General features: G+C 52.4%; 10 protein-coding genes. 5 read left to right on the forward strand and 5 right to left on the reverse strand.

Features of this window, described 5'->3' with window-relative positions; genetic code table 11:
* Positions 1–146: 146 nt before the first annotated feature.
* Positions 147–2,342 carry a primosomal protein N' gene (gene priA / locus AC6IB1_RS18135; RefSeq protein WP_497567781.1) on the reverse strand — a complete coding sequence of 732 codons (2,196 nt, stop codon included), beginning with the start codon at positions 2,340–2,342 and terminating at the stop codon, positions 147–149.
* Positions 2,343–2,591: 249 nt separating this feature from the next.
* Between priA and rpmE the strand changes: the two genes are divergently transcribed.
* Positions 2,592–2,804, forward strand: a complete 213-nt coding sequence (gene rpmE / locus AC6IB1_RS18140) for a 50S ribosomal protein L31 (protein WP_005501414.1) — start codon at positions 2,592–2,594, stop codon at positions 2,802–2,804.
* A 132-nt stretch (positions 2,805–2,936) separates the two neighbouring features.
* Here the strand turns inward: rpmE and AC6IB1_RS18145 are convergent, their stop codons facing one another.
* The gene (locus tag AC6IB1_RS18145) at positions 2,937–4,358 is read right to left on the reverse strand and encodes an IS1182 family transposase (RefSeq protein ID WP_497567121.1); all 1,422 of its coding nucleotides are present in this window, start codon (positions 4,356–4,358) and stop codon (positions 2,937–2,939) included.
* Between the two features lie 481 nt (positions 4,359–4,839).
* Here AC6IB1_RS18145 and AC6IB1_RS18150 point away from each other — a divergent pair, with 481 nt between their 5' ends.
* Positions 4,840–6,096 carry a malic enzyme-like NAD(P)-binding protein gene (locus AC6IB1_RS18150; RefSeq protein WP_497567782.1) on the forward strand — a complete coding sequence of 419 codons (1,257 nt, stop codon included), beginning with the start codon at positions 4,840–4,842 and terminating at the stop codon, positions 6,094–6,096.
* An 81-nt stretch (positions 6,097–6,177) separates the two neighbouring features.
* On the opposite strand, the gene metJ is transcribed toward AC6IB1_RS18150, so the two are convergent.
* A complete protein-coding gene (gene metJ / locus AC6IB1_RS18155; RefSeq protein ID WP_005501412.1) occupies positions 6,178–6,495 on the reverse strand; it encodes a met regulon transcriptional regulator MetJ in 318 nt (105 codons plus the stop codon).
* 236 nt (positions 6,496–6,731) lie between these two features.
* Here metJ and AC6IB1_RS18160 point away from each other — a divergent pair, with 236 nt between their 5' ends.
* The 3 genes from AC6IB1_RS18160 to metF all read left to right on the forward strand — a co-directional run bounded on the left by AC6IB1_RS18160 (position 6,732) and on the right by metF (position 11,475).
* Positions 6,732–7,898 carry an O-succinylhomoserine (thiol)-lyase gene (locus tag AC6IB1_RS18160; RefSeq protein WP_497567783.1) on the forward strand — a complete coding sequence of 389 codons (1,167 nt, stop codon included), beginning with the start codon at positions 6,732–6,734 and terminating at the stop codon, positions 7,896–7,898.
* Positions 7,895–10,339, forward strand: a complete 2,445-nt coding sequence (locus AC6IB1_RS18165) for a bifunctional aspartate kinase/homoserine dehydrogenase II (protein ID WP_497567784.1) — start codon at positions 7,895–7,897, stop codon at positions 10,337–10,339. The genes AC6IB1_RS18160 and AC6IB1_RS18165 overlap by 4 nt, the downstream gene beginning before the upstream one ends.
* 245 nt (positions 10,340–10,584) lie before the next feature.
* Positions 10,585–11,475 (forward strand): methylenetetrahydrofolate reductase, encoded by an 891-nt coding sequence (gene metF / locus AC6IB1_RS18170; RefSeq protein ID WP_497567785.1) that lies wholly within the window; start codon positions 10,585–10,587, stop codon positions 11,473–11,475.
* 83 nt (positions 11,476–11,558) lie between these two features.
* On the opposite strand, the gene AC6IB1_RS18175 is transcribed toward metF, so the two are convergent.
* Together AC6IB1_RS18175 and ppc are read right to left on the reverse strand one after the other, a co-directional pair.
* Positions 11,559–12,131: a helix-turn-helix transcriptional regulator gene (locus tag AC6IB1_RS18175; protein WP_497567786.1), complete on the reverse strand. Its 573-nt coding sequence runs from the start codon at positions 12,129–12,131 to the stop codon at positions 11,559–11,561.
* 350 nt (positions 12,132–12,481) lie between these two features.
* Entirely contained in the window at positions 12,482–15,112 is a 2,631-nt protein-coding gene (gene ppc, locus AC6IB1_RS18180; RefSeq protein ID WP_497567787.1) for a phosphoenolpyruvate carboxylase, read from the reverse strand.
* Positions 15,113–15,491 lie beyond the last annotated feature (379 nt).

Here is a 15,491-nt window from a genome sequence, read left to right on the forward strand (position 1 = left end):
CCAGACGCGACCGGGACCTTCAGCAACGGGACAATTTTTGTCCACGTGCCTATATTAATCCGATGACGATGTATTAAACACGGTCATGTTAACAGTAATTACAAGAATATCGTGATCTCGGTCGGTTTAAGTGAATGAAATTGCAGTCAGCTCATGTCTTGCGGTTCAATGTCGAGTGACCAGCGGATTTTTTTCGCCAGGGGAAGTTGCCGGATTGCGGGCAGAGCCATTGATAATCTTTGCTGTAGAATCCGGCGGCTAGGTGCCTGGAAAACCAATTGCCAGCGGAACCGTCCTGCTCGGCGGTGAAGCGGTGCCGGTGCCGGGCCCATAACGGCACATTCATCATCAGGGATCGGCGTGGCCTCAAGCACGGTCCGTGCCTGGTGCAGGAATTGTTCGATCTCACCACTGTGGTGGGCTTCGGCCCGGAGCAAAGCGAAGTAACTGAACGGTGGCAAGTGGGCCATTTTCCGATCGTTGAGTGCATCAGCAGCAAAACTGCCATACCCCTTGCGAACCAGTGATTGTAGCAAAACGTGCTCAGGGTGGTGGGTTTGCAACAGCACGTACCCGGGTTTGCTGGCGCGTCCTGCGCGGCCGGCAACTTGGACAAAAAGCTGCGCCAGCCGTTCCGGCGCTCTGAAATCGTTGCTGAACAGCGCACTGTCGACGTCCACCAGAGCCACCAGGGTAACGTCGGGAAAATGGTGGCCTTTTGCTAGCATCTGGGTGCCAATCAGGATTTGGTATTCCTTGTTGTGAATCGCGTTGAGATAGGCTTCCAATGATCCTTTCCGACGGGTATTGTCGCGATCGATACGGATGGTTTTGTATTCCGGAAACAAGGTTTCAAGCTGGGCTTCAAGTTGCTCGGTACCCACCCCGACACTGATAAGTTGTGTTGAACCACATTGACCACATTGGTGCGGGATGGGGCGCTGTGAGCCACAGTGGTGGCAGCGAAGCTCATGGCTGCTCTGGTGCAGGGTGTAATAGGCATCACAGCGCTGGCATTCTGCCAGCCAGCCGCACTCATGGCACATCATGGCTGGGGAGTAACCGCGGCGGTTTAAAAACAGCATCACCTGATTGCCTTGCGACAAATGCTTTCGCATCTCGGCAATCAAAGGGGCAGACAGCCCGGCTTCCAGATAAAGGCCCCGGATGTCCAATACACCATTCTGGGTTTTCAGGGCATTCCCTGCCCGCACCGATAAAATCAGGTGATGGTATTTCCCGGTTTGGGCGTTATGCAGGCTTTCAAGGCAGGGGGTGGCAGAGCCCAGCACTACAGGAATGTTTTCTTCATGTCCACGCATCACCGCCAGATCGCGGGCGTGATAGCGAAAGGAATCCTGCTGTTTATAGGACGCGTCATGTTCTTCATCAACGATGATGATGCCGAGGGACTTGCAGGGAGTAAACAGGGCTGAGCGGGTGCCGATAATAATGGCTGCCTCATTGTCGCGTGCGGCAAGCCAGGCGTTGAGACGCTCAGTGTCATTCAGTGCGGAATGCATCACCACGACCGGCACGTTGAAGCGGCGTTTAAAGCGGTTGATGGTCTGTGGAGTGAGGCCAATCTCTGGCACCAGAATCATCGCCTGCTGGCCACGTGTTAACACCGGTTCCAGCAGGTTTAGGTATACCTCGGTTTTGCCAGAGCCTGTCACCCCTTCGATAAGGTAACAGGCAAAGTCAGGATTGGCATTAATCGTGGCGACCGCCATGGCCTGTTCACTGTTCAGTTTGGGTTTTTCTTCTACTACCGCATACTCTGGTTGCCAGGGTTTGGTAGGCTGGGCGTTGGTGGTTTCAATCCAGCCTTTTTCCTCCACTGTTTTCAGGACAGCGGCGGTCAGGTCTTCTTCCAGCAGATCGCTGTGTGCCATTGCGCCGTGGCGAAGCAGGGTCAGCACGCGCGCTTGTTTTGGGGCGCGGGAGAGCGACGACAGCGGTTGTGTTTTCCCTGCGTCTGTCAGTTGCCAGTATCTTTCGCGCTCCCGGACGGCGGGTTTGCCTTTTCGCAGGGCACCCGGCATCACGGTGGCCAGTGCATCACCGAGTGGATACTGGTAGTAGCCACTTGCCCAGTTCAACACCTTATATAAAGGTGGCGTCCAAAGTGGTGAGGTGTCCAGCACGGCATTGATGGGCTTGAGTTGCTCAAGAGGAAAGTCTGAGCTGTCAGTCAATGCCGTGACGACGCCCACTTTATATTGCTTGCCGAAAGGCACGCGCACACGTCCTCCCACGACGGGCCTTTCACCGGCAATGCGGTAATCGAAGGTTTTGTATAGCGGAACGGGCAGCGCCACCTGGGCAATCGTTGGGGTCATGGTGCGATAACGCTTAGGCAATCAGACAAGGTTGGCGACAGTGTACCCATGCTGTTGGCAGGCGCAAAGGCTGGCGGTGATTTTCTTTGGCATCGCGCGGTGATGACGGGTGAAAATGAATTGAACAAAAAAGTTGCGATCGACGGTCACCTTGATTAGAATTTCGCGCCTTACAAACTGTTTGTTAACGACGTGTGGTGCCCGATAGGCTCGGGAGAGCGACACGGCCTTAGATTAGAGGTTATCCCTATGAAAGCTGGTATCCATCCAGAATACACCGCAGTAACTGCAAAATGTTCTTGCGGCAACACTTTTGAATTCAAAACGACTCTGGGTAAAGACATCAACCTGGACGTATGTGACAAGTGCCACCCATTCTACACTGGCACTCAGCGTGTAGTTGACACCGGTGGTCGTGTTGACCGCTTCAAGAAACGTTTCGGTGTTCTTGCTAGCAAATAATTGTGCGATTCAAATGAAAAAAGGGTGCGAAAGCACCCTTCAGATTGCTGACTAACCCCGCTTTTTCAAGCGGGGTTTTCTTTTGTTAGCGGCCGAAGGCCGCGATCGCGCTATTTTTCCATATTGTTATGTTCAGGCTGCTTTTAGCCCATAGACGCTAAATTGCGTCACTATCTGGACTATTTGCCGTGTATTGAGCCCGATTTTTCGAAGATAAGCCTCCAGTAAGGCTATCTTCTTGATGTTTTGCGCTGCTGCCGCCAACCAGCATTGGATTTGTACTTTCAACAGACCACGGAACCTCGCATAGCGATGGCCATGATGTTGTTTGGCATCTGCGAAGCTTCGCTCCACCGTCTCTGCCCGTCGTCGGTACACTTTCTTTCCCCAGGCTGTCAGCCTCAAGGCATTGGCATTCTCTACCGATTTCTCGAACAGGTGCCGGGTTATCACCCGTTTGTGATTCTTGCTCTTGGTGCAATCATCGCGCAGCGGACAGGTTTTGCATATCTGTGGGTCAGAGTGATACTCGCGGTATGCCTGACGGTTGGTGGTCTTGTAAACCAGCTCCTGTCCCTGAGGACAGAGATAGCGGTCCGTCTCTTTGTCGTAATGAAAGTGCTTTTTCTTGATAGGATTCTTCGTACGGTGCGGCCGGCGGTATCCCATCACCGGCAGGATTTGGCGCTGCTCCAGTTCATGGCAGATAGTCGCGGTGAAGTAACCGGCATCAAGCCCGGCGGCAACAGGCGAGAGCGTAAAGCGCGCTAACGTGGTATCCAGACGGGCGATATACGGTTGGGCGTCATTCACATTGCCTGGCGTGACATGGGTGTCGAGGATGATGCCGTGTTTGCCGTCGACGGTGCGATGGTCAAGGTAGAAGAAGCCCTGTGGTTTTTGGTCCCGTGTCATGAACCCGCTGTCTGGGTCGGTGGTGCTGACTTTGGTGTTTTTCTCAATGTGACCATCTTTCGGTTTGAGTGGGCGTTTTCCTTCTGCTGCACGGTCAGCGTCAACCGCTTCATCTAACAGCTCGGCATAAGCACTGACGTTTTGTTTCACCAGTTCGTTACGGTATTTACGCTTGTTGGCATTGGCTTTCAGGTGAGTGCTGTCGGTAAACAAGACGCGTCCCTCGACCATACCTTTGCTCATCGCCTGTTCGACGATACGGATGAAGATGCGTTCGAACACGTCGGTATCATTGAAGCGACGGCGGCGATTCTGGCTCAAGGTGGACGCATCAATCACCTTTTCAGTGAGTGACATGCGAAGGAACCAGCGGTAAGCGACATTGACCTCGATGTCTTTGACGAGCTGGCGTTCACTTTTAACACCGAAGAGGAAGCCTAGGAGCAGGATTTTGAACAGGCGAACGGGGTCTATCGCAGGACGGCCATTGTTGTGGCAGTAGAGATGGGCGACTTCGTCGCGGATAAACTCAAAGTCGACGGCAGCATCGATTTTGCGAACAAGATGGTTTTTGGGAACCAACTGTTCGAGTGTCACCATCTCGAATTCATATTGCTGAGGGCCAGGGTCTTTAAGCATGTCACCACATCCATGATTGATTTGCTTATCCCTTATTAGATCAAAGCCCCAGCCAAATGGCCAGGGCTTTGTCAGCAGTCTGAAGGGTGCGAAAGCACCCTTTTTTGTTTCCTGATACCGCTTGTAAGGCCTTTTACATCATTGATGTATAAGTAGACTGAGACAGTATTTCCAAGCGAAAATAATCAGGCATAAATCCTTGCTGGTCCTGTGATTCGCGCTGCGTTAACATTTTAACTCTCTATGTCTTCGGCTCAATGACCCGAAACGGTGATACGTGTCTTTTGTTTGAGTCCACTAGACTCAATAGAGGGACACATCAGTGCCAGTGTAGGGAGATCGGCAAGATACAGAAACATGGGAATGCGCATATTCCGCCACTTGTTGATATGGGGCCCTGCTTGCGGGAACCATCATCAGCAAGGTAATGGGTCAGGCAGAGAGCCCTTTTAGCCAATAACAATGAAATCAGGAACAATACATGTCTGAAGACAAACGCCAACAGGCACTGGACTATCATGCGTATCCGGTGCCGGGTAAAATTTCCGTTGAACTCACCAAACCTGCAGATACCGTAGAAGATTTGGCGCTGGCTTATAGCCCAGGCGTGGCTGAGCCAGTCCGTGAAATCGCACAAGATTCTGATAACGTTTATAAATACACCGCCAAAGGCAACATGGTGGCCGTGATTTCAAACGGCACTGCGATTTTGGGCTTGGGCAACCTTGGCCCGCTGGCATCCAAGCCAGTGATGGAAGGTAAAGCGCTGCTGTTCAAGCGGTTCGCAGGTCTGGATTCTATCGATATTGAAGTCAAACACCGCACTATCGAAGAATTCGTCGACACCGTTGCTAATATCGCCGACACCTTTGGTGGCATTAACCTGGAAGACATTAAAGCACCGGACTGTTTTGAAATCGAAAAGCAGTTGATTGAGCGCTGTAATGTGCCGGTATTCCATGACGACCAGCACGGCACAGCGATTGTGACCGCGGCGGGTATGCTTAATGCGCTGGAGCTTCAGGGCAAAGACATCAAAGAAGCCATGATCATCTGCCTGGGTGCCGGTGCGGCAGCGGTAGCGTGTATGGAGCTTCTTATCAAGTGCGGTGCACAGCGTGAGAAAATCTACATGCTGGATCGTAAGGGTGTGATTCACACCCGCCGTGATGACATCAACGAATACAAGCAGTTGTTTGCCAACAATACCGACAAGCGCACACTGGAAGACGTGATTGAAGGCGCGGACATTTTCCTGGGGGTATCAGGCCCGGATCTGCTGCCGCCGGAAGCGTTGAAGCTGATGGCAGACAAGCCTATCGTGTTTGCCTGTTCGAACCCGGATCCGGAAATCAAACCGGAGCTGGCTCATGAAGTGCGTGATGATCTTATCATGGGTACCGGTCGTTCTGATTACCCGAACCAGGTCAACAATGTGCTTTGCTTCCCGTTCATTTTCCGCGGTGCGCTGGATGTGCGTGCCAGCCAAATCAACGATGATATGAAACTGGCGGCAGTGGAAGCGATCCGTAGCCTTGCCAAGGAGCCGGTGCCGGAAAGCGTCTTAAAAGCGGCGGGTGTCGACAAACTCGAATTTGGCAAGGATTACATCATTCCAAAACCGATGGATCCGCGCCTGCTGCCCCGTGTTGCCAAAGCGGTAGCACAGGCAGCGGTAGACTCAGGCGTTGCGCGTATTGATATGCCTGAAAACTACATGGCCGACAAAGAAATCTAAGGGTTTTCAACCATCAATGAAAAAAACCAGCCAATCAATCGGCTGGTTTTTTGTTTGTATCCTGTCGCAGCGCTAACGAAATCAATACTCTTCTTCGTTAAACTCGATGCCAAGTTCTTTCATAATACGCTTGGCTTCAGCCGGTACGCTATCGCTCTTATCCTTGCGAATATCATCATCCGTTGGCAGTGGCTGGCCGGTATAGGCATGCAGAAATGCTTCACACAGCAGTTCACTGTTGGTGGCATGGCGCAGATTGTTGACCTGGCGACGGGTACGTTCGTCAGTCAGGATTTTAAGCACTTTCAGCGGGATAGAAACGGTGATCTTCTTTACCTGCTCTTTCTTTTTACCATGCTCGGCGTAAGGGTTAATATATTCGCCATTCCAGTCTGCCATTGTTCACCTTCTTTAGCAGTTTAGGTTCTAAATCGCTGCCAACGCCGGAAAACACAACCCAGGTTGGATGAAACCCAAATTTTAGCGATATTAACCGCTACAAGTAAAGACATATAGACGTCTAGAAGTGTTGACGTCTTAGTCTTGAGTGGTTAAGGTTGACCAAATACCCATCAGATCACATTTTGATCTGTGATTGCACTGAATACGATCATCCATAGACAGGGAAGCACGCCATGAGCGACAAGAAGTCCGCAACCATTGCCGTCCGCACCGGTATCACCACAGATTCACAGCACCACGCTGTTGTGCCTCCAATTTATCTGTCAACCAACTACGAATTTCCGGAATTTGGCACTGTGCCAACCTATGATTACGCCCGTGGTGGTAACCCGACACGATCCCTGCTGGAAACGGCATTGGCAGAACTGGAGAATGGTGCGGGCGCAGTAGTGACTAACTGCGGCATGTCTGCCATCAATCTGCTGCTTTCCCTGTTGTCACCGGATGATCTGATCATTGCGCCGCACGATTGCTATGGCGGTACATACCGGCTGTTTGATTCCCGTGCCCGGATGGGGGCATTCAAGGTCGAATTTGTTGATCAGACCAACCCCGAAGCGTTGGCGGTAGCATTGGCGAAGCAGCCAAAGCTGGTATGGCTGGAAACCCCATCCAATCCGTTACTCCGGGTAGTCGATATCGCCGCAATCTGTGAGCAAGCGCGTAGCGTGGGGGCGTGGGTGGGGGTAGACAATACCTTCCTGTCACCGGTGCTGCAACAGCCCCTGAACCTGGGGGCAGATTTTGTTGTGCACTCAACCACCAAATTTATCAATGGCCATTCCGACACGGTAGGCGGCGTGGTCGTCGCCAAAGATGCCGGGCTGTATGAAGAGCTGAAGTGGTGGGGAAACTGTATCGGGGCGACCGGCAATGCCTTCGACAGCTATATGACGTTGCGTGGCCTTCGTACGTTGGGCGCTCGTATGCGCCAGCATGAAGAAAATAGCGCAGCCGTGCTGGCATACCTGAAACAGGAATCTCTGGTGAATACCATCTATCATCCGGCGCTGTCCACTCACCCGGGACATGAGATTGCGAAGAAACAACAATCAGGTTTTGGCGGAATGTTGAGCTTTGAGCTTAAAGGTGGCGAAAGTGAGCTGAAACTTTTTCTTTCGTCACTTAAGCTGTTCACTTTGGCTGAATCATTGGGCGGTGTAGAGAGTCTGGTAACCCACCCCGGCTCGATGACGCACCGGGCCATGTCGGACGACGCACAGGCAGAAGCGGGGCTTGCTGCTACCTTGCTCCGGTTGTCAGTAGGCCTGGAAGACAAGGCCGACCTCGTCGCCGACCTGAAACAAGCATTCGATAAAGTAAGAGAGAACCAGCAATGAGCGCGGTTGAAGTCGTATCCCCTCAGCAGTCGCAGACCCGTCAGTTACACAAGTTTGGTGGCAGCAGCCTTGCCGATCCAGAGTGCTTTCGCCGCGTTGCCCGTATCCTGACGCAATACAGTGGTGAGACCGATATCATCGTGGTGTCAGCCGCAGGCAAAACCACCAACCGGTTGATTGAATGGTTGACATTATTAGGCAAAGACGGCCGTCTGGCCCATGATGCATTGCATAGCCTGCGTAAATATCAGCAGGATTTGATTGAAAACCTGATCGAAGGCGAACAAAAACAGGTGCTGGTTGACGCCCTGTATGAAGATTTCAGTGTGCTGGCTCAAGTGGCAGAAAACCCGCTGTCTAGCGCACAGCGCGCCTGGGCGCAGGGCTTTGGTGAAGTCTGGTCAGCGCGCCTGTTATCGGCACTGCTGACCCAGCTTGGCATGCCCGCCGTGAAGCTCGACTCCCGCTCATTCTTGCGTGCAGAGCGTGCCGCACAGCCGGAAGTTGACCGGGCAGGATCCTGGCCACTGCTAAAGGCGCAGTTGGCGCAGCACACCAAACGCCGTATCGTGATCACCGGCTTTATGGCACAAAACGCTGCCGGCGAAACTGTGTTGCTGGGACGAAATGGCTCTGATTACTCTGCCACCATCATTGGTGCCCTGGCGGATGTCAGCCGCGTCACTATCTGGAGTGATGTCGCCGGTGTCTACAGCGCTGACCCCCGCATTGTCGGTGATGCCTGTTTGCTGCCGCTGCTGCGCCTTGACGAAGCGGCAGAGTTGGCGCGTCTGGCTGCGCCGGTTTTGCACACCCGCACCTTGCAACCGGTGGCACAAAGCAGCATTGATTTGAACCTGCGTTGCAGTTACGAGCCGGAATCTGGCTCTACCCGTATTGAACGCGTGCTGGCATCAGGCCGCGGCGCCAAAATCATTACATCGCTCGGCGATGTGTGTCTGCTACAACTGGATGTGCCACGCGCTCACGATTTTATGGCCGCGCAACGTGACATTGAACGCTTACTGGCCCGTCACCAAACCCAGCCTCTGGCAGCCTGTTTCAGTGCAGACCAACACCGCATTCAACTGGCGTACACTGCCGAAGTGGTAAACAGCGTGCTGGAGCAGTTGCAGGATGCCGGTATTCCCGCCGATATCCGCCTGCGCGAAGGCTACAGTATGGTGGCGGCTGTCGGTGCAGGGGTGACAGCAAACCCGGTCCATTGCCATGGTTTTTATCAGCAGCTTCGTAGCCAGCCGATTGAATTTATTTCTGAATCAGCCAGTGGTCTCAGCATCGCCGCTATTTTGCGTAAGACCAACACTGCGGCACTGGTGTCTGATATTCACCGGGCCCTGTTTCAGGCACAGCGCCGTATTGGCTTGGTTTTGCTTGGCAAGGGCAATATTGGCAGCCGCTGGCTCAGCCTGTTTGCTGAACAGAAGGCGGCACTGGAAAAGCGCCATGGCATGAACTTTGAGCTGATTTCGGTACTGGACCGTGATAACCAGTGGGTTGATTTTGATGGCATCGACGCTGACACCGTGATGTCCCGCTTTGATGAGGTGGCAACACCTTATGAGGGCAATGAGTGGCTGGCGGCATTGCTGAACCACCCTTACGATGACATTGTAGTGTTAGACGTCACTGCCAGTGCACCGATTTCGCTGCAATACCTGGATTTGGCCGAGCACGGATACCATCTGATTTCTGCCAATAAAGTGGCGGGCTCTGCCAGCGGCGAGTCGTACCATCAGGTGCAGGATGCGTTTGCCAAAACCGGTCGCTTCTGGCTCTACAATGCGACGGTCGGGGCGGGATTGCCGGTTAACCATGCCGTGCGTGACCTGCGGGAAAGTGGCGACCAAATCATCGCGATTTCCGGTATTTTCTCCGGCACACTGTCCTGGCTGTTCCAGCAGTTCAATGGCGAGGTTAAATTCAGTGAGCTATTAGAGCAGGCATGGCAACAGGGGTTAACCGAACCGGATCCGCGTGAGGATCTAAGTGGCGCAGATGTGATGCGCAAACTGGTGATCCTGGCCCGTGAGTCAGGGCTGGATCTGGAGCCTGAACAGGTTCAGGTACAGTCACTGGTGCCGGAAGCCTTGTCGGCACTGTCGCTGGATGCGTTTTTGGATCAAAGTGCCCTGCTTGATGACGTACTGGAAGAGTGGCTGGCGCGCGCGAAAAAAGAACAGGGCGTGCTTCGTTACGTTGCAAGATTGTCCCGCGATGGCAAGGCGCGGGTCGGTATTGAGGTATTGCCGGAAGAGCACCCTCTGGCTAACCTCTTGCCCTGCGATAATATCTTTGCGATTGAAAGCCAATGGTACCGTGAAAACCCACTGGTGATCCGCGGCCCCGGAGCCGGGCGTGATGTCACCGCAGGGGCGCTGCTCTCTGACTTGAATCGCATCGCATCCTTGCTGAAATAATCACATCCTTACAGTAGAAAGCGGAGCGGAGTCTCCGCTTTTTCGTCTCCTGAAAACGGGTATCCGCTATCTTTTAACGATAATGGCGTAAGCATGAGAGACGTAGATGATGATCATGAAGAAAATTCACGTGAAGTCGGTTGACTTTAAATTGTTCGCAATTCAATATCTAGACATATAGACGTCTAAATGGATGTCAATTTAAAAGGATTGTCCGGCAGAACATGCCGGGGTAGGGAGACGTTATGGGATACTCACACGCCAGTCATCTGGATGCACTGAATCAAAACCTTTCTGATTTGAACGGCGATATCAACGTGTCGTTTGAATTTTTCCCGCCAAGCTCAGAGGCGATGGAGCAAACACTTTGGGCATCGGTACAACGTCTGAAAACCCTGAAACCTAAATTTGTCTCTGTCACGTACGGTGCAAACTCCGGTGAGCGCGATCGCACCCACGGCATCGTCAAAAGCATCAAGCAGGAGACCGGTATTGAGGCCGCCCCCCACCTGACCTGCATTGATGCAAGCCGTGACGAGCTGCGTGACATTGCCCGTGATTACTGGAACAGTGGTATCCGCCACATTGTGGCATTGCGCGGTGATTTGCCTGAGAAAAGCCAGAAACCGGATATGTATGCTGCCGATCTGGTTGAGCTTTTAAAAGGTGAAGCGGGCTTTGATATTTCCGTGGCCGCTTATCCAGAAGTCCATCCGGAAGCCAAAAGCGCGCAGGCTGATCTCATTAACCTCAAACGTAAGGTGGATGCCGGCGCCAACCGTGCGATCACTCAGTTCTTTTTTGATGTCGAGAGCTACCTGCGTTTCCGTGACCGCTGCGCAGCAGCAGGGATCGATGTCGAAATCATTCCGGGCATTCTACCGGTGTCTAACTTTAAGCAGGTATCAAAGTTTGCCAACATGACCAATGTGCGCATCCCGGCATGGATGCACAAGCAGTTCGACGGTCTGGAAGACGATCCGGTTACCCGCCAGATGGTAGGGGCAAGCAATGCGATTGATATGGTCCGTGTCCTCAGCCGTGAAGGGGTGAAAGATTTTCACTTCTATACCCTAAACCGTGCAGAGCTGACCTACGCGCTTTGCCATACACTGGGTGTGCGCCCCATGGTTTAACGGCAAAAGGTCAACAGCCTGAACACCAGAAACCAAAAAACCGTCGTGTCGTATTGCGACGGTTTTTGCTTTAGGAACCCCTTTTACTGCGCAGCGACTTTCTTGCTTATCGACATGGTTTCCATGGCGTTAAGCTCAAACAGGACTTCTTCTGCCCAGGTCAGCCATGCATCTTTGCGAAGAATGTTGCGGCGCAGGGTCAGCCTTTCCAAGCGGCCTTCCCGGGTTAGCTGGGCAGTATCCGCATAATGGCTGCGTTCCATATCCCGAAACTGACTCAGTTGGAGGCGGCTTTGATCCATCAGTGCGTGCATGTGTTCGATCATAGGTGCGGGGTCGAAAATGCTGCAGGTCAACAATTTTGCCGAAACTTCATCGCGTTCAGTGGGGTGTTTGGCGGGCATCAGGAGCCATTCATAAAGGCTCTGTCTGCCAATGTCCGTGATGGAGTAGACCTTTCTGTCAGGTTTACCATCTTGCGGCTCCAGTCGACAACTCACGGCGCCCATGTCGGCGAGTTTGTTGAGTTCACGATAGACCTGCTGATGGCTGGCTTTCCAGAAGTGCCCGATAGCGTTAGAAAACTCTTTGGTTATATCGTAACCAGTTGCGTCACGATGACTGAGCACCGTGAGTATTACATGCGGTAATGACATCTCTTCTATCCAAAATCTTAAAAGGCGATCCATAACCCTGGGATGTCGCTCTGTGGCGAATTTATTTGTTCCACTACATGGGCGGATCGACACGTTTTTCGTTGTCATACACACAGCACTTCTTGCCAACAATACACCGAACAATGCGGTGCGAAACGTACTGAATGAATACACTTAAACGATTATTTATACTTCGGTGTTTTGCCTATACCTTTGTCATGACGACATTAAGAACAGGCAAGAAAACATATTAATAACATTATCAATGCAACAACAAACGAAAAAGACGTCCAAAAAATAAAAAAGGCTGCAACATGGCAGCCTTTCTTATAAATAATACATTTTTCTCATTATCCGGTATTTCGCATCCCTGCTGCGATACCTGCAATGGTCACCATCAGTGCCTCATCAAGTTCCGTATTTTCCTCATTTGTGGCACGGGTCCGGCACAAAAGTTCGGCTTGCAGCATGTTGAGAGGTTCAACATAAATATTTCGCAGGCGGATAGATTCGGCCCCCCAGGGGTTTTGTTCCATCAAGTGGGCGTTGTTTTCAACCATCAGTATAGCTTTGATGTCTTCCGCCAGACGCTCACGCAGTTCTTTGCCCAGAGCCCACAGTGATGGGTCCACCAGTTTCTCATCGTAATACTGGGAAATAGATGGATTGGTTTTCGTAAAGACCATTTCCAACATGCCCAGACGGGTAGAGAAAAACGGCCATTCACGGCACATTTCTTCCAGGGACTTCAGGTGACCTTTGTCGATAGAGAACTGGATGGCCTGACCAGCACCCAGCCAGGCAGGTAATAACAGGCGGTTCTGGCTCCAGGCGAAAATCCATGGGATGGCGCGCAGGCTCTCGACGCCGCCATTCGGGTTACGTTTAGAGGGGCGCGACCCAAGAGGCAGTTTACCCAGCTCCAGCTCTGGCGTGGCAGCACGGAAATAGGGCACGAAATCTTTGTGACCACGTACAACATCCCGGTATGCCTCGCAGGAGACTTCACTCAGGGTTTCCATCAGATCACGCCATTCCTGCTTAGGTTCTGGTGGTGGCAGCAGGTTGGCTTCCAAAATCGCGCTGGCATACAGGTTCAGGCTCTGGATGGCCACATCCGGCAGACCCAGTTTGAAGCGGATCATCTCGCCTTGTTCGGTGACACGCAGGCCGCCTTTCAGGCTGCGTGGTGGCTGGGACAGAAGAGCGGCGTGGGCAGGAGCGCCACCACGGCCAATAGAGCCGCCACGACCATGGAACAGCACCAGATCAACACCCGCACTTTCGCACAGTTCAACCAGTTGCTCCATGGCTTTATATTGTGCCCAGCCTGCCGCCATTACACCGGCATCTTTGGCGGAATCCGAATAGCCAATCATCACCATCTGGAAGTTCTGAATAAAACCGCGGTACCAGTCGATGCTTAAAAGCTGTTTGATCACGGATTTGGCATTATTTAAATCGTCCAGGGTTTCAAACAGCGGGCACACATCCATGCGGAACGGGCAACCTGCTTCTTTCAGTAACAGGTGAACGGCCAGCACGTCAGAGGCAGTACGCGCCATGGAGATCACATAGGCACCCAACGCTTCCCGTGGCTGCTGCGCCACAATACGGCAGGTATCGAGTACTTCCTGCACCTCGTCAGACGGCTCCCAGTCGCGTGGAAGCAGGGGACGTTTGGAGCTCAGCTCGCGGATAAGGAAAGCCTGTTTGTCCTGTTCGCTCCACTGGCTGTAATCGCCCATACCGAGTGTGCGGGTGACTTCAGACAGCACATCAGCGTGACGGGTGCTTTCCTGGCGGATATCCAGCTTGATCAGGTTCACCCCAAAGGTGCGGATACGGCGCAGGGTATCGAGCAACAGGCCGTCAGCGATGATGCCCATGCCACATTCATGCAGCGATTGGTAGCAAGCGTGCAATGGCGTCCAGAGCTGGTCGACATGGGTCAGGATATCTTTTTCATCATTGCGGCGGCCATGGATTTTCTCGTCCAGGTATTTCAGTGTGTTGGTCAGCGTCTGGCGCAGCGATTTAAGGATCGCACGGTACGGTTCGTGCTGGTCGCCGGCCATGGCCCGAACCACGTCATTACAACGGGTCATCGACAGCTCGCTGATGAGCTCCTGGATGTCTCCAAGGTAAAGGTCGGCGGCTTTCCAGCGTGACAGCAGCAGCACTTCATGGGTGACATCGGCGGTGACAAACGGGTTACCGTCGCGATCGCCGCCCATCCAACTTGAAATTTGGATAGGGGAAGCATCTACGCTAAGGCCTCGACCCAGGTGTTTTTTCATCTTCTGGTCAAACTGACGCAGGAACTCAGGTACCGCTTGCCAAAGGCTGTTTTCAATCACCGCATATCCCCACTTGGCTTCATCCAGCGGGGTGGGGCGTTGTTTGCGGATCACATCGGAGTGCCAGGCTTGGGCAATCAATTGTTCGAGGCGGAGCTCGGTTTTGGCTCGTTCGCCCAAAGAGAGATCGCCCAGCTCAAGCTTCGACAGACATTTATTGATCTGGACCAGTTTATGAATGGTAGTACGGCGCGCGATTTCGGTCGGGTGGGCAGTCAGTACAAGCTCAATTTTCAGATCGTCAACCGCGTTGTCACGCTCGTTGTCTGACACGTCTGCGTGTTTCAGGCGCATAAATAGATCGTCAAGGGTATCTGGGTTGCATACCTGCTCTGCACAGTGGCGCGAAACGGAATGGTATTGCTCTGCGATGTTGGTGAGATTAAGAAACTGGCTGAACGCACGTGCTACCGGCAGTAACTGGTCGTTTGGCAGGCTTTGCAGTACATCGATCAACTTTGCGTGATCTTCTTTATTGCCTGCGGAAGCCGATTTAGACAGTTGGCGGATTTCTTCTACCTTGGCCAGCAATGCTTCGCCATGGGCATCTTTAATGGTATTGCCCAACAGGTGGCCGAGCATGCTGACGTTGCTTTTCAGGGCGTCGTACTTTTCATTCATAAGGCTTCCATTTCGTAACTTTGTTACATCCTAATTGCAATCCTAATGGCCCAATCTAGCCAATGAGTGGCATCGAGGTCAATTATTCCCGGCACTATTTTGCGGCTTTTTTACCTATTCCTTGACCAGACAAAGTATGGAAAGGATTGTAACAAAATTACATGCAAACAACCCGCTCGACGAGAAAGCCGCTGCCCGTCGCAGAGCGGCGATATTATTTTAAACAGAGTGTTGACATTAGTCAGAGATAACGTTAAAAACCACATACAAATTCATTTTGACAGAATAAAAAATCATAACTCGCCAGAAATTAGCTCATGGAAGCTGCGAAAAGGTACGATACGAATATGGATACGTTCACGAACCCCACTCTCCAGCG

The sequence above is a fragment of the Grimontia sp. THUN1695 genome, assembly GCF_059704325.2.